The sequence below is a fragment of the Methylobacterium gregans genome (genome assembly GCF_022179245.1).
Taxonomy (GTDB): Bacteria; Pseudomonadota; Alphaproteobacteria; order Rhizobiales; family Beijerinckiaceae; genus Methylobacterium; species Methylobacterium gregans.
Genome location: NZ_BPQM01000005.1, coordinates 19825 through 33862, shown reverse-complemented (window position 1 = coordinate 33862; position 14038 = coordinate 19825). Strand labels below are relative to the sequence as shown.

Here is a 14038-nt window from a genome sequence, read left to right as displayed (position 1 = left end):
GCGCCCGCCGCCCGCAGCGGGTCAGCGCCTCCGCGGCAAGCGCCTCGGCCTCGGTGAGGGTGAGGGTGGCCATCGCCCTACTGCTCCGTGAGGTGGCGGCGCACGGCCTGGGCGGTCACTGCCGAGACGCGCACGTTCGATTCCTGCGTCACGCCCGCGATGTGCGGCGTCAGGACGAGGTTCGGCACGTCCACGAAGACCGCGCCGGCCCCGGCGTCCAGGGGCTCGCGGTCGAACACGTCGAGGGCCGCGCCGCCGAGATGGCCGGACCGGAGCGCGGCCGCGACGGCCGCCTCGTCCACCACGCCGCCGCGGGCCGCGTTGATCAGCACGGCGCCCTGCGGCATCCGGGCGATCGCGGCCGCACCGACGAGGCCGCGGGTCTCGTCGGTGAGCGGCACGTGGAGCGAGAGCACGTCGCTTTGCGCGAACAGGGCGTCGAGGTCGCTGCGCCCGATTGCTCCGTAGCCTGGATGCCAAGCCGGGTCGTCGGCGGCGACGAAGGGATCGTGCGCGGCGATCGTCATGCCGAGCGCGGCGGCGCGGCGGGCCGTCTCGCGGGCGATGGCGCCGAAACCGACGAGACCGAGCCGCTTGCCCGCGATCTCGCGGCCCATCAGGGCGTTGCGCGGCCAGGTGCCGGCCGCGACCGCCGCTGTGGCCCCGTAGGCACCGCGCAGCAGCAGCATCGCGGTGCCGATCACGTACTCGGCCACCGCCCCGTCATTGGCGCCGGTCGCCGGATAGACCGCGATGCCGCGCTCCCGGCAGGCCGCGACGTCGATGTTGTCGAGGCCGACGCCGAGACGGCCCACCACCTTGAGGTCCTGCGCGGCGGCGAGCAGGGCGCCGCGCACCTGCGTCCGGTTGCGCACGATGAGCGCGTCGGCACCGTTCAGCGCGGCGGCGAGCGCCTCGGGACGGTCGACGAGGCCCGGATCGTAGAGGGTGTCGAAACCCTGGAGCTCGGCGGCGATCGCCGCCTCGTCCATGAACTCGCTGATCACGACCTTGGGGGGGGATCCGTCGGGCATGTCTGTCCTTCCTCAGGTCGCCGGCACGGCGGCCGGCAGGGGACGGTGGAGCGCCGGCTCCTGCGCGGGCAGGTCGGCAGCCTCGCTCTCGTCGTCCAGGGTGTCGAGGTTCGGGGTGATGCGGCCGTCGAGCACCGCGCGGGCGTGGGCGAGGTCGATCTTGCCCTCCCAGCGGGCGATCACCAGGGTCGCCACCATGTTGCCGACCGCATTCGTCACGCAGCGCAGCTCGTTCAGGATGCGGTCCACCCCGATGATCAGCGCGATGCCGGCGATTGGCAGGAGCTGCGAGGCCTGGAGGGTCGCGGCCAGCACGAACAGGATGGCGCCCGCGACCCCCGCCACGCCCTTCGAGGTGACCAGCGCGATCGCCAGAATGCCGAGCTCCTGCTCCCAGGTCAGCGGGATGTTGAGCGCCTGGGCGATGAAGCCGACCGCCATGGTCAGGTAGATGCACGAGCCGTCCATGTTGAAGGAGAGGCCCGCCGGCATCACGAGGCCGGTGACGCTCTTGTCGACGCCCAGTCCGTTCAGCTTGGCCATGATCCGCGGCAGCACCGATTCCGAGCTGGTGGTGCCGAGCAGGATGAACATCTCCTCGCGGCTGTAGCGGAACAGCTTCCACAGGCTGAGGCCCACGTAGAAGCGCATCACCCCGCCGAGGAAGCAGACGATGAAGACGATGAAGGTTAGGTAGAGCGAGACGATCAGCATCCCGTACTGGGCGAGGATCCCGAGGCCGAACTTGCCGATGGTGAAGGCCATCGCGCCGAAGGCACCGATGGGCGCGAAGTGCATGATGATGCCCACCACCTTCATCAGCACGTCGCCGAAGGCGTGGACCACGCGCAAGGGGAACTCGCCCTTGCGGCCGAGCATGGCGAGCCCCATCCCGACGAGGACCGAGAAGAACATCACCTGGATCAGATCGCCCTTGGCGAAGGCGTCGACCGCGCTGTGCGGGATGATGTTGGCGACGATCTCCATCGGCGACTGCGCGTGCGCCTTGCCGGCGATGCCCGCCACGAGCTTCGCGTCGAGGCTCTCCACCGTGGCGTTCACCCCGTCGCCCGGGCGGAGCACGTTGACGAAGATCAGCCCTGCCGCGAGCGCCACCGTGGTGGCGAGCTCGAAATACACGATGGTCTTCAGGCCCATCCGCCCGACGGCCTTCATGTCGCCGACATGCGCGATGCCGACCACGACGGTGCAGAAGATCACGGGGGCGACGATCATCTTGATCAGGTTGATGAACATGTCGCCGAGAATCTTGCAGCCGACCGCGAAATCGGGGGCGACCACACCGACGACGATGCCGAGCGCGATCCCGAGCAGGACCTGACCGTAGATCGACCGCAGCAACCTCATGCGTTCCTCCGCTGTGACGGGACGGAAGCCGCCGCGATGTGTCCCCGCGGTCGCGCTTCCCCTCGCGTGTCGGGCCCCGTGGCGTCGGGGCGGGGAGCCCGGACCCTATCGTGGTCCGGACCCCCCTGGCAGGCGCGTCAGGCGCTGCGATAGAGCTTCGTCATCACGAACTCGCGGTGGCCGAGGGACTCGGCCGCCGTCAGACGGCCGTTGGCGGTGCGCACCACCATGTCGATCAGCGCATCGCCCGCCTGCGGGATCGTCATCTCGCGCGTGAGCACGCCCGACACGTCGACGTCGATGTGCTCGCCCATGGTGCGCACGGTGCGGGGATTGCCGGTGATCTTGATCACCGGCACGATCGGATTGCCGATCACGTTGCCCTGGCCGGTCGGGAAGGTGTGCACCACGTAGCCCGCCGCCGCCATCAGGGTCACGCACTCGGCAGCCGCCGAGGAGGTGTCCATGAAGTAGAGGCCGGGACCCTTGGCGGGGGCTTCGGCCGGCTGCAGAGCGTCGATGTAGCGGCACTCGTGGCCGATCTTCTCGAGGTTGCCGAGCGCCTTCTCCTCGATCGTGGTCAGCCCGCCCGCGATATTGCCCTTGGTCGGCTGCGAGTCCGAGAGATCGTCGGTCTTGTGGGCCTCGATCACGTCGTCCTGGTAGGCCTTCCACATGGCGTACCACTTGTCGGAGATTTCCGGGCTCGCCGCCCGCTCCCGGCAGAGATGCTCCGCGCCGGTGATCTCCGAGGTCTCGCCGAACACGCCGTAGATCCCGTGCGGGATCAGCTTGTCGTACATGTTGCCGACGGTGGGGCAGGAGGCCAGCCCGGTGGTGGTGTCGGACTCGCCGCACTTCGTCGAGACCCAGAGGTCCGAGATCGGGCATTCCTCGCGGGCAAGCTCGGTCGCCCACTGCACGAAGCGCTTGGCCTGGTAGCTGGCCTTGGCCACCGTGGCGATGTCGCCGTGGCCCTCGATGCCGAAGCCGATCACCGGCTTGCCGGTCTTGGCGATGCCCTCGACCACCCGGTTCGTCCACTGGTCCTCGATGCCGATCACCACCACGGCGGCGACGTTCGGGTTCGAGCCGATGCCGATGAGGGTGCGGAAATGCAGCTCCAGATCCTCGCCGAACTGGAGCCGGCCGTAGGCGTGGGGCAGCGCCATGGTGCCCTTCACGTTGTTGGCCACCGCCTCGCAGGCGGCGTTGGAGAGGTCGTCGAGCGGCAGCAGGACGACGTGGTTGCGCACGCCGACGCGGCCGTTCTCGCGGCGCCAGCCCATGAAGGTGGCGGCGCGGTAATCCTCCGAGGCGCGCCTGGCCTGAAGCGCCTGGGTGGCGAACTGGTCGGGGGCCCCGCCCACGAAGGGGGTGGCGATCTCGTGTTCGAGCTGAGCGGCTTCCTTGAACATGATCACCTCACCAGCGCTTCGTCTTGACGTTGTGGACGTGGACATGCTCGCCTTTGGCGACGTCCTTGATGACCTTGCCGATGTCCTGGCCGTACTTGATGGCCGTATCGCCGGCCTTCAGGTCGGCGAGGGCGACCTTGTGGCCGATCGGGATGTCGTGGCGGACATGGACCTCGAAGGTCGTGTCGTTCTCGGTGATCACCCCGAAGGCGGCGGTATCGGCGGCGAGGCCCTCGATCACCGCGACGGCGACGTTGTCGTCCGGCGAGTGGGCGAGAAGATGCGGCTTGCGGCGCCCCGCGCCGGATGCGGCGTGGCTGCTCATGCGGTCCTCCTGCTGGCTGTCGTCGGCTTCTTGGCGGCGACTAGTCTTATATAAGACGTATAAGTTCGGTGCCGTCAACGCTCAATCGGCTGGGGCCGCCGATCAGGGCACAGCGCGGGCTCGCGCTCGATCAGGCGGTTCGTCAGACTTGGCGCTGATCAGCTGGGGAAAGCCTGAACGCCACCATCTTGTGCCAACGGCAGTCTTATATAAGATATATTCAAAAGACGGTGAGCGGCTCGGTGCGGCACATGGGGAGATACGCGATGGCGGTGCGGGCGAGCGGCCGGATGGGACGTCTCCGGTGAACGAGACGCTTCTCCTCGTCCTATGCATCGGCTGCGCGGGCCTGATCTCGGGCCTGACGGGCTTCGCCTTCGCGCTGATCGCGTCGGGCACGCTGCTGTCGATCCGCTCGCCCGTGGAGGCGACCGCGCTGGTGCTGGTCTGCAGCACCGTTTCCCAGGTGATCTCCATCCTGCGCCTGCGGGCCTGGCCGCCGCGGGGCACGGCGTTCGCGATGATCCTGCCCGGCCTCGTCGGCGCCCCGATCGGCATCCACCTGCTGCACGATCTCGATCCGCAGCTCATCAAGGTGGCGATCGGCGCCTTCCTGATCCTCTACAGCGGCATCGTCGCGCTGCTGCGCGCCGATTACCGGGTGGCGTTCGGCAATCCCTGGAGCGACGGCGCGGTCGGGTTCCTGGGCGGCGTGCTCGGCGGCATCGCCGGGCTCTCGGGCGCGCTGCCAACTGCCTGGAGCCTCGTGCGGGGCTGGGAGCCGCGCACCCAGCGGGCGGTCTACCAGAGCTTCACCCTGGTCATGCAGGTCTGGGCACTGGCGATCCTGCTCTGGCTCGATCCGATGCCGCCCGAGCTCGTCGGCGACCTCGCGCTCGCGCTGCCGGTTGTGCTGGTGAGCGTTCTGGCGGGGCTCTCGCTGTTCGCCCGGATCGACCAGCGCCGCTTCCGCACGATCGTCCTGGCGCTGCTCGCCGCGATCGGGCTGACGACGACGGCGCTCGCGCTGCCGGGTTTGCTGGGGTGAGCCGAGGTCCGGCGGGCGCCCGTTCGCTCCTCCGTGGAGGAGACAGCGTGCTCGGCCCCAACACCCGAGCCGCCTCAACTCCCGTCCCGCCCGTGCACGCTCGAGAAAAACAGGTCGCGCCAGCTCTCCGGGCGGCGGCGGATCGTTCCCGTGCGGTGCATGAAGTCCGTGACCTTGCCGATTCCCCGGGGCGTCGCGGTGAAGCGCACCTGCGGATCGTTCAGGATCTCGGTGATCAGCCCGACATCGCTGGAATCGCGCGCGAGCCGCACGTAGGCGCGGGCCGCTTCCGCCTTGTCGGCCTCGATGCCCGCGAGCGCCGTGTCCAGAGCCTCTGCGAAGGCCGCGCAGACCTGCGGGTTGGCCGCCGCGAAGGCCGCCGAGGCCCAGACCACGTTGAAGGTCGAGGGCTCGCCCAGCACGTCGAAGCTGTTGAGCACCGTGCGGATCCCGGGCCGGCGCAGCTCGAGCTCCTGAATGGGCGCGGCGGTGAAATGCGCGGTGATCTCGTTACCGGCGAGCAGGGCCGCCATCCCGTCCGGGTGCGAGAGGGTGACGGTCAGCCGGTCCAGTTCGTTGCGGCGGTCCGCGCCCAGCTCCTTCTCGGCCGCCATCTGCAGGAACATCGCCTGGACCGAAACCTTCACGGCGGGCAGCGCGATCTTGTCCCGGTCGGTGAAGTCCCTGAGCGCGCGCACGCGGGGATTGTTGGTGTTCATCAGGAGCGGCATGCTGTTCATCGCCGCCACGCCCTTCACGGCCATCGCGGTGCCCTCGGTCTTCGACCAGAGCAGCACCAGGGGCGGTACGCCGCCGGCCGCGAACTGGATCTGCCCGGAGAGCAGCGCGTCGTTCATCGCGGCCCCGCCCGCGAGGGTGAGGTAGCGCGCCTGGAGGCCTGCAACGCCGCGGGCGGCCGCCGCCTTCTGGAGCAGGCCCTGCTCTTCCATCAGCATGAGGGGCAGGTGGCCGAGGCTCGGCTGGCGGGCGATCGCCACCGCGCCGACCTCCGAGCGCGCCGGGGACAGGCCCGCCCCGACGACACAGGCCGCGCCCGCCAGAACGTCGCGTCTACGCATGGTCACCCTCCCCGAGGCGCGCCGGCGCGGCGCCACCGTCCGTCGTCAGCCCGGCCGGCGGATCACCGGCGCCGGCACGCTCTCGATCATCACGTTGAGGCAGGCGGGCAGGCTGCTGGCATGGGCCGCCTCCAGCGCGGCCGGCAGGTCGGCCACGTCCGTCACACAGGCGCCGAAGCCGCCGAGCGCCTGCACCACCGCGTCGTAGCGGGTGGGAAGCAGGTCGCAGTGGCGCGTCCGCTCCGGTCCGTAGCTGCGCAGCTGGATCTGGTGCTCGGCGTTCCAGCGGGCGTCGTTGCCGACGACCGCCACGAAGGGGACGCCGTAGCGCACGGCGGTGTCGAACTCGGCCATGTGGAAGCCGAAGGTGCCGTCGCCCATGAGCGCCACGACCGGGGCACCGGGCCGCTGCAGGGCGGCGGCGATCGCGAAGGGAATCGCTGCACCGATCGTGCCCGAGACGCCGTTGATCAGGCGCCGGCCGGACCGCACAAGGGCCTGCGGCCACTGTCCGATCTCGCCCCCGTCGCAGATCAGCGTGGCGTCCGGGTGGCCGGCAAGAAACGCATCGACCGCCCCGCAGAGCTCGACCGGGTGCAGGCGCGCACTGCCGCATAGATCCGCCCAAGCGGGCGGGCGGTAGGCGATCGCGGCGCGCGCCTCCCGGTGCCACGCCGCGTGGCGGGGGAGGGCGCCGCCCCGCGCGCCGAGCGCCGCGAGAAGCGGGCGCGGGTCGGCAAGCCCCGAGACCGCCAGCCGCTCGGCAGGGGCGCGGGCGAGGAGCGCCGGGTCCGGATCGACCAGGGCGAAGCGGCATGCAGGCGCCACCGCCGGGGCGTCGCCGAAGCGCAGGGTGAAGTCGAGGGGTTTTGCGAGCAGCACGAGGAGGTCGGCGCGGACCAAGATCTCGGCGAAGGCGCCGAGCGCCGGATCGTTGACGCCGCGCGGGCTCTCCATGCCGACGACCGGCAGGCCGAGCCGCTCCTCGAGATCGGCCATCGCCTCCCGGCCCGCGGCGTCGCAGAGCGCCGGGCCGCAGACGAGGAGCGGGCGCTCGGCCGACGCGATCGCCCCGAGCAGATCGCCGACGAGGTCCGGCGCGGGCTCGGACACGCGGGGCGCGGCCGCCTCGGGGTCGGGGATCCGCACCGTGGCGGCGGGGACCGCCCGCTCCAGCAGATCGACCGGCAGGCTGACGTGGACCGGCCCGGGCCGTCCCTCGCGGGCGATCCGGAAGGCGCGGGCGAGGTCGGGCGCGAGGCCGGCGACCGAGCTCGCGGTCCAGGCGGCCTTCGTGGTCGGCCGGGCGATCTCGGCCTGCGCGAGTTCCTGGAAGGCGCCGCGCCCGCATTCCGCGACACCCGCATGGCCCGAGAGCAGCAGCACGGGCGATTCGGCGGCGAGTGCGGTGAACAGGGCCGCCGCGCCGTTGGTGTGGCCCTGGCCGCCGGTGACGAGCGCTACGCCGACCTCGCCGGTGAGCCGGCCCCAGGCATCCGCCATGTGGACGCAGGCCGCTTCGTGGCGGACATGCACGACCGCGATGCCGGTCTCGAGCAGCGCATCGAAGACCGGCATGATGTGGTTGCCGGACAGGGTGAAGATCCGGGTGACGCCGAGCGCCTCCAGGGTCCGGGCAACGATGTCGGCGCCGCGCAAGGTCTCCATCCGCTCCTCCCTCAGGCTGCCGTGTCGAGAAGCGAGCCGCCCGGCCGTACATGCGTGAAGGCGACCGGCTGCATCGCGATCGCGAAGGCGTCGCCCTGCCGCCGCACCACCGTGTAGGCGGAGGTGGCGAGGTCCGAGGTCTCGGGATGGTCCTCGCGGAAATGCGCCCCGCGGCTGTCGGTGCGGGCGAGTGCTGCGCGGGCGATCGCCTGCGAGACCAGCACAAGGTTCTCGAGGTTCAGCCGGTCCATCCAGGTCAGCGCGTAGCGGCGGTCGCCGTCCGGCGCGCCCGCCCGTGCGACGGCCTCGGCGAGCCCGTCGAGGGCAGCGAGCGCGCGGGTCAGGCCGACCTCGTCGCGCAGGATGCCGACATCGTTCCACATCGTCTCGTAGAGCGCCTCGCGGATCGCCGGGAGCTCGCCCGCCGGCCGGCCGAGCGGCCCGAAGGCGCGGGCGAGCCCGGCCTCGATCGCTGCCGGATCGGGATCGGTGAGGCTGCCGCCGCCGACGACTGCGCGGGCCATGGACTGGCCGGCGAGCCCGCCGAAGACCGTCGAGTTCGCCACGCCGTTGCCGCCGAGCCGGTTCGCCCCGTGGACGCCCCCCGTATCCTCGCCCGCCGCGTAGAGGCGCGGCAGCGCCGTGCTGCAGTCCACCGCGAACTGGATCCCGCCCATCATGTAGTGGGCGGTCGGGATCACCTCGACGCGGCCCCCCGCGAGGTCGAAGCCGCAATCGGCGCAGCGCTCGACCATGCCCTTGAAGCGGCGGCGCACATCGTCGGGGCCCAGATGGCTCATCTGGATGTGGACGCCCCCGCTCGGCGTGGCGAACCCGTCCCGGATGCGCCGGATGATGGAGCGGCTGACGATGTCGCGCGTCGCCCGCTCGCCCCGCGGGTCGTAGGCCTCCATGAAGCGCGCGCCGGTCGAATCGAGGAGCCATCCGCCCGCCCCGCGCAGGCCCTCTTCCAGCACCGTGCCGGTCATGCGGGTGCCGGCGCCCGCGAGCAACCCCGTGGGGTGGAACTGCACCATCTCCATGTCGCGCAAGGGGAGCCCGGCGCGCAGAGCCATGGCGAGCCCGTCGCAGGACTTGTCGCCCGACGGCGTGTGGTACTTGTACATGGTCGGCCCGCCGCCCGTGGCGAGCAGCACCGCCTTGGCCCGGACGAGCTTCGGCTCGCCCGTGCGCATGTCGAGCATCAGGACGCCGCTAAGCCCCGAGCCGTCGCGGGCGGGGATCAGCTCCAGCGCCCGGTGGTCCTCCAGGCGGGCGACGTCGCGGCGCCAGACCTGCTCGGAGAGCCGGTTGATGATCTCGATGCCGGTCAGATCCCCCTTGTGCACCGTGCGGTCGAAGGTCTGGCCGGCGAACGCCTTCTGGTGAACGCTGCCGTCGGGGTTGCGGTCGAAGAAGCAGCCGAGCTCGGTCTCCAACTCGCGGATGCGCACCTGCGCCTCGGTGACGAGCGTCCAGGCCAGCGCCTGGTCGTTCAGCCACTTGCCGCCCTCGACCGTGTCCATGAAGTGGCGCTCGACCGAGTCACCCGGCGCCAGCGCCACGTTGTAGCCGCCCTGCACCATGCGGGTGCAGCCGCACTTGCCGAGCAGACCCTTCACGGCGACCGTGACCGCGAGGTCGGGCGCCGTCTTCTTGGCGTGAAGCGCCGCGAACAGGCCGGCCCCGCCGGAGCCGAGGATCAGGATATCGGTCTCGACCTGCGCGACCTGGGTCGGGTTCATCGGGCGTCCTCCAGGCTGGCCAGCACCGCGTCGCGGCGGGCGGCCACGTCCCGCTGCACCTCGGCGAAGAGCGAGCCGCCGTGCGAATCCATGCCGACGAGGAGCGGCCCGAAATCGCGGATCGCGAAGCGCCACAGGCTCTCGGGGTGGAGGTCGTCCATGTCGACATCCTCGATCCGCTCGATCCAGGTGGTCTCCAGCGCCGCCGCGCCGCCGACGATGGCGAGGTAGGCGCCTCCCCGCTCGGCGAAGGCGTTGAGCGTCGCCGGGCCCATGCCGCCCTTGCCGACGATCAGGCGCACGCCCTCCCGCGCCATCAGGGCGTCGGTGAAGCGCTCCATGCGCATCGAGGTTGTGGTCCCGATGCAGAAGGGCGCGTAGCCGACCGGCGCCTCGGGGGAGGGGGCGACCCGGTGGACGTTGGGCGCGGTGTGGATCACCGCGTGCCCGGCGAGGTCGAGCCGGGTGCGCCGGTCCCGGTCGAACATGTGGATCAGGGTGGCGTCGCGGATGCCGAACAGCCAGCGCCGCAGGGTGACGGTGTCGCCGATCCGCAAGCGCCGGATCTCGGCCTCGGTGGCCGGCATGTCGAGGACGTGGTGGGCCACGGGAGCCTCCTCTGTCGAAGCGCGGCGGAACCTACGCGAACGCGATGCCGCCCGGCGTGATCGTCGCGCGGGCGCGGCGGGCCGAGTGGCACTGGATGTTCACTGCGACCGGGTTCTGGGTGATGTGCGTGGCGGCGAGCTCCACATGCACCGCGAAGCTCGTCGAGCGCCCGCCGAGGCCCTGCGGGCCGATGCCGAGCTCGTTGACCGCCCGCGACAGCTCCGCCTCGATCCGGGCGCCCTCCGGGTCGGCGCAGACCGAGCGCAGCGGCCGCGTCGCCGCGACCTTGGCCAGATGCATGCAGAGGTCCGAGGTGCCGCCCAGCCCTACGCCGACGATGGTCGGCGGGCAGACCCGGCCGCCGAGCTCGATCACCCGGTCGATCACGAAGCGCTTGGCGGCCCCGATCCCGTCGGACGGCAGCAGCATCTGCAGGAAGGAGCCGTTCTCGGAGCCCGAGCCCTTTGGGATCATCTCGACCGCGACCGTCTCGGGCGCCTCGTCGAAGTCGACGTGGATGATCGGCACGCGGATGCCGCAGGAGGTCTGATCGTTCTTGCGGGTGATCGGATGGACCACCGAGGAGCGCAGCGAGAACTCCTTCGTGGCCCGCTCGCAGCCGCGCCGGATCGCGGCCTTCAGTTCGACCCCGTCGAAGGCGACGTCGCGGCCGATGCGGATGTTGTAGATCGGGATGCCGGTATCCTGGCAGAGGATGTTCTTCGTGCGCTCGGCCACCGCGACGTTCTCCACCATCGTGTCGAGGATGGCGCGGCCGGTGGCGCTGGTCTCGCTCTTCTGCAGATCCGAGAATCCCGCCTTGATGTCGGGCGGCAGGATCTTCAGGGCCCGGACGTAGAGGTCGCGGCAGACCTCCTCGAATTCGCGGATGTCGAGATCCATGGTGGTTCTCCGGGGGAGGGGTTTCAGGCGCCGCTGAGGAGGAAGAGGAGGCCGACCGCGAAGGCGCCGGCGAGGCAGCCGGAGACGACGATCGCCGTGCGCTCGCGGTAGCTCAGCCACTCGATCGCCAGCACGCGCAGGCCGAGCGCCATGTGGACGGCGAGCGCGCAGACGAGGCCCCACTCGGCCACGCGCACGAAGCCGTTATGCGTGAGGCCGAGGAAGCTCTCGAGCCGGTCGGCGCCCTGGAGCGCGGTGCCGAGCGCGATGAAGTGCATCGGCAGGAACAGCGCCAGCGCGATGCCGGAGAGCCGGTGGATCAGCGCGGCGGCGAAGCCAGGCCGACGGTGGGCCGCGTGGGTGATGCCGGGGCTTAGGGACGCTCTCATGTCGATTCTCCCGTGAGCCCTGCAGAGCGCGTTGCGGAGGCCGATCGCGCGCTCATCCGAGATACACCGCCAGCGCGGCCCGCAGGCCCAGCCCGGCCAGCAGCGCCGAGAGGGCGAGCATCGCGAGGTCCAGCGAGCGACCGCGCCAGCCGGTCCACTCGCGCAGCACGGAGCGCAAACCGATCGGCGCGTGGATCGCTGCCGCCAGCACGAAGACCGCGTAGAAGATGAGGAAACCGAGATTTCCCTGCGTGCGCCCCAGGATCTCGCCGGCCGTCAGCCCCCCCCGCACCGCGTACAGGATGGTGCCGAGATGGACCGCCACCGTCAGCGCCAGGATCGCGGCGGTGCCGCGCTGGGCGAGGTAGAGGAGCGGGCTCATTCGCGCCTCCAGAGCCGGCGGAGCGCCGCCTTGCCGGTCTCGCGCTTAAGCCCCGCGATGGCGAAGGTGGGCTGCAGCGCCTTCGGGCAGTGCTCGGTGCAGCTCATGTGGCTGTGGCAGGAATGGCAGCCGGCATCGCCCGCTACCGCCGCGAGCCGCGCCGCCTGCCCCCGGTCGCGCACGTCGTTGACGAGGGTCCAGGCCCGGTTCAGCGCGGCGGGCCCCAGATAATCGGGGTTCCAGGCGACGAGATCGCAGGCCGCGTAGCAGACGCCGCAATTGATGCACTCGATGCCGGCATCGACCTCCTGCCGCTCGGGCGAGTCCGGCGGCACCGCCGCGAAGTCGTCCGGCGGGGTCTCGCCCGGATCGAAGAAGCCGTGGGCGCGGCGCCACTTCTCGAAGAAGGGCTCCATGTCGACGGCCAGATCCTTCACCACCGGCAGGTTGCGCAGCGGCTCCAGCAGCAGCTCCCCCTCCGGCGCCACGGCGGCGACCCGGGTGCGGCAGGTCCAGCGCGGGCGCCCGTTCACCGTCATGCCGCAGGACCCGCACATGCCGACCCGGCAGGCAAAGCGGTAGGCGAGCGTCGGGTCCTGTTCGCGCTGGATCTCCGTGACCACGTCGAGCACCGTCTGGTTGGCGCGCCGCGGCACCGCGTAGTCCTGCACGCCGTCGCCGCGGCGCACGCGCACCCGGAGCGCCTCGGTCGCGCCCGCCGCCACGGCGGCGTGGTCGAGGGGCGCCGTCACCGCGCGGCCTCCTTCGGGCCGCCGATCTTCGCAGCCTCGGGCACGGGGAAGAACAGCTCGCTCTCGGCGCTCGCCTTGGCCGAGACCAGCCCGGCCCGGTTCATGTAGGCGAGGTAGTCCAGCATGCGCTTGGGCGCCGTGGTCCACTCGTTCTGCGGCGCGCGGATGATGGCCACGGCCTCACCTTGCGAGAGCTTCGAGCTCTCCGCCTTGATCCAGAGCGCGGCGGCCCGCTCCGGATCGTCGCGGATCAGCCTCAGGCTGTCCTCCAGCGCGGCCAGGAAGGCCTCCGTCACCTTGGGATTGGCCGTGATGAAGCGGCTCGAGGCCCAGACGAGGTTGAAGGTGTGCGCCCCGCCCATGACGTCGTAGCTGTCGAGCACCTTGCGGGCGCGCGGGTCCTTCAGCTCCATCTCCTGGAAGGGCGGCGCGCCGAAATGCGCCGTGATCTCGGAGCGCCCGCCCATCATCGCGGTCTGCGCGTCGGGATGGCCCATCGAGACGGTGAGCGGGTCGAGCTTGCCCTGCTGGCCCGCGCCGAAGGCCTGCTCGGCGGCCATCTGCAGGGTGATCGCCTGGATCGAGGTCTTGGCCGTCGGCAGCGCGATCTTGTCCTTCGGGCCGAAATCCTTGATCGACTTGACGTCCGGATTGACCGTGACCAGCCAGAGCGGCATCGCGTTCAGGGCCGCCACGCCCTTCACCTTGATGTTCGTCTGTGTGCGGCCCCAGATCGTCAGGAACGGACCGACGCCGCCGGCCGCCAGATCGAGGTTCCCCGAGAGCAGGGCCTCGTTCATCCCCGAGCCCCCGGTGAAGCGCAGCCACTCGGCCTTCAGGTCGAGGCCGCGGGCCTTGGCCTGCTTCTCCAGCAGGCCCTCCTCCTCCATCAGCGTCAGCGGCAGGTAGGAGATGCCGAACTGCTTGGCGAGCCGGACGGTCGAGACCTCGGCCCGCGCGGCGCCGAGCGCTCCGCACAGGGCCGCGACCGTGCCGACGAGCCGGATGATGCTCCGTGCCGTCATGGCGATTCCTCACCCGTTCTGCGCGCCGATCTGTTGGACCCGTCGGCGTCAATTCGAGGATACGCCGGGGTCAGGGCGTGTCAACACTCATGTGTCATATACATGACTTGATTGGGCTACAGGCGCGCCCGGGGTCGTTGGCGGCGGCGGGTCGCTTTGCCACCTCGGGGACGTCGTTTCAGGGCGTGCCGGCGCAGGGAGCGCCGTGGGCGTGCGGCGGCGAGGCTGGCCCCGTCAGGTCGGGAGCCAGTGGCGTGAACCGCGCCGCGCTCTCGTGCGGCAGAGCAGATACT

The 14038-nt window shown here is 71.0% G+C and carries 14 protein-coding genes; 1 reads left to right on the top strand and 13 read right to left on the bottom strand.

Annotated elements, in window-relative coordinates; translation table 11 throughout:
* Positions 1 to 77: 77 nt before the first annotated feature.
* From MFF54_RS01410 to MFF54_RS01395, 4 genes are all read right to left on the bottom strand, one after another.
* The gene (locus tag MFF54_RS01410; protein WP_238300694.1) at positions 78 to 1034 is read right to left on the bottom strand and encodes an NAD(P)-dependent oxidoreductase; all 957 of its coding nucleotides are present in this window, start codon (positions 1032 to 1034) and stop codon (positions 78 to 80) included.
* 12 nt (positions 1035 to 1046) lie between these two features.
* Positions 1047 to 2402, bottom strand: coding sequence for a cation:dicarboxylate symporter family transporter (locus MFF54_RS01405; RefSeq protein WP_238300692.1), 1356 nt, complete (start codon positions 2400 to 2402; stop codon positions 1047 to 1049).
* 137 nt (positions 2403 to 2539) lie between these two features.
* On the bottom strand, positions 2540 to 3820 hold the full coding sequence (locus MFF54_RS01400) for a UxaA family hydrolase (RefSeq protein ID WP_283206236.1): 1281 nt from the start codon (positions 3818 to 3820) through the stop codon (positions 2540 to 2542).
* 7 nt (positions 3821 to 3827) lie between these two features.
* Positions 3828 to 4145, bottom strand: coding sequence for a UxaA family hydrolase (locus MFF54_RS01395; RefSeq protein WP_238300691.1), 318 nt, complete (start codon positions 4143 to 4145; stop codon positions 3828 to 3830).
* 304 nt (positions 4146 to 4449) lie between these two features.
* Here MFF54_RS01395 and MFF54_RS01390 point away from each other — a divergent pair, with 304 nt between their 5' ends.
* Positions 4450 to 5193, top strand: a complete 744-nt coding sequence (locus MFF54_RS01390; protein WP_238300689.1) for a sulfite exporter TauE/SafE family protein — start codon at positions 4450 to 4452, stop codon at positions 5191 to 5193.
* Between the two features lie 74 nt (positions 5194 to 5267).
* Here MFF54_RS01390 and MFF54_RS01385 read toward each other — a convergent pair whose 3' ends face one another.
* Genes MFF54_RS01385 through MFF54_RS01345 form a run of 9 tightly spaced genes read right to left on the bottom strand, consistent with a single transcriptional unit; the run spans position 5268 to position 13745 of the window.
* Positions 5268 to 6272 carry an ABC transporter substrate-binding protein gene (locus MFF54_RS01385; RefSeq protein WP_238300687.1) on the bottom strand — a complete coding sequence of 335 codons (1005 nt, stop codon included), beginning with the start codon at positions 6270 to 6272 and terminating at the stop codon, positions 5268 to 5270.
* Between the two features lie 45 nt (positions 6273 to 6317).
* A complete protein-coding gene (locus MFF54_RS01380) occupies positions 6318 to 7940 on the bottom strand; it encodes a thiamine pyrophosphate-binding protein (RefSeq protein ID WP_238300685.1) in 1623 nt (540 codons plus the stop codon).
* A gap of 11 nt (positions 7941 to 7951) precedes the next feature.
* A complete protein-coding gene (locus tag MFF54_RS01375; RefSeq protein ID WP_238300684.1) occupies positions 7952 to 9685 on the bottom strand; it encodes an L-aspartate oxidase in 1734 nt (577 codons plus the stop codon).
* Positions 9682 to 10293: a fumarate hydratase C-terminal domain-containing protein gene (locus tag MFF54_RS01370; RefSeq protein WP_238300683.1), complete on the bottom strand. Its 612-nt coding sequence runs from the start codon at positions 10291 to 10293 to the stop codon at positions 9682 to 9684. Before MFF54_RS01370 ends, MFF54_RS01375 begins: the two co-directional genes overlap by 4 nt.
* Positions 10294 to 10324: 31 nt before the next feature.
* Positions 10325 to 11197, bottom strand: coding sequence for a fumarate hydratase (locus MFF54_RS01365; RefSeq protein ID WP_238300682.1), 873 nt, complete (start codon positions 11195 to 11197; stop codon positions 10325 to 10327).
* 23 nt (positions 11198 to 11220) lie between these two features.
* Positions 11221 to 11586, bottom strand: coding sequence for a succinate dehydrogenase, cytochrome b556 subunit (locus MFF54_RS01360; RefSeq protein ID WP_238300681.1), 366 nt, complete (start codon positions 11584 to 11586; stop codon positions 11221 to 11223).
* A gap of 52 nt (positions 11587 to 11638) precedes the next feature.
* Positions 11639 to 11968 carry a succinate dehydrogenase/fumarate reductase transmembrane subunit gene (locus MFF54_RS01355; RefSeq protein ID WP_238300680.1) on the bottom strand — a complete coding sequence of 110 codons (330 nt, stop codon included), beginning with the start codon at positions 11966 to 11968 and terminating at the stop codon, positions 11639 to 11641.
* Complete coding sequence (locus tag MFF54_RS01350) at positions 11965 to 12720, bottom strand: succinate dehydrogenase/fumarate reductase iron-sulfur subunit (RefSeq protein ID WP_238300679.1); 756 nt, start codon at positions 12718 to 12720, stop codon at positions 11965 to 11967. The genes MFF54_RS01355 and MFF54_RS01350 overlap by 4 nt, the downstream gene beginning before the upstream one ends.
* Entirely contained in the window at positions 12717 to 13745 is a 1029-nt protein-coding gene (locus MFF54_RS01345) for an ABC transporter substrate-binding protein (protein WP_238300678.1), read from the bottom strand. The genes MFF54_RS01350 and MFF54_RS01345 overlap by 4 nt, the downstream gene beginning before the upstream one ends.
* Positions 13746 to 14038: the final 293 nt, after the last annotated feature.

Coding starts and splice junctions, on each gene's coding strand:
- MFF54_RS01410 (WP_238300694.1), bottom strand. CDS start 1,034: ATGCCCGACGGATCCCCCCCCAAGGTCGTGATCAGCGAGTTCATGGAC.
- MFF54_RS01405 (WP_238300692.1), bottom strand. CDS start 2,402: ATGAGGTTGCTGCGGTCGATCTACGGTCAGGTCCTGCTCGGGATCGCG.
- MFF54_RS01400 (WP_283206236.1), bottom strand. CDS start 3,820: ATGTTCAAGGAAGCCGCTCAGCTCGAACACGAGATCGCCACCCCCTTC.
- MFF54_RS01395 (WP_238300691.1), bottom strand. CDS start 4,145: ATGAGCAGCCACGCCGCATCCGGCGCGGGGCGCCGCAAGCCGCATCTT.
- MFF54_RS01385 (WP_238300687.1), bottom strand. CDS start 6,272: ATGCGTAGACGCGACGTTCTGGCGGGCGCGGCCTGTGTCGTCGGGGCG.
- MFF54_RS01380 (WP_238300685.1), bottom strand. CDS start 7,940: ATGGAGACCTTGCGCGGCGCCGACATCGTTGCCCGGACCCTGGAGGCG.
- MFF54_RS01375 (WP_238300684.1), bottom strand. CDS start 9,685: ATGAACCCGACCCAGGTCGCGCAGGTCGAGACCGATATCCTGATCCTC.
- MFF54_RS01365 (WP_238300682.1), bottom strand. CDS start 11,197: ATGGATCTCGACATCCGCGAATTCGAGGAGGTCTGCCGCGACCTCTAC.
- MFF54_RS01360 (WP_238300681.1), bottom strand. CDS start 11,586: ATGAGAGCGTCCCTAAGCCCCGGCATCACCCACGCGGCCCACCGTCGG.
- MFF54_RS01355 (WP_238300680.1), bottom strand. CDS start 11,968: ATGAGCCCGCTCCTCTACCTCGCCCAGCGCGGCACCGCCGCGATCCTG.
- MFF54_RS01345 (WP_238300678.1), bottom strand. CDS start 13,745: ATGACGGCACGGAGCATCATCCGGCTCGTCGGCACGGTCGCGGCCCTG.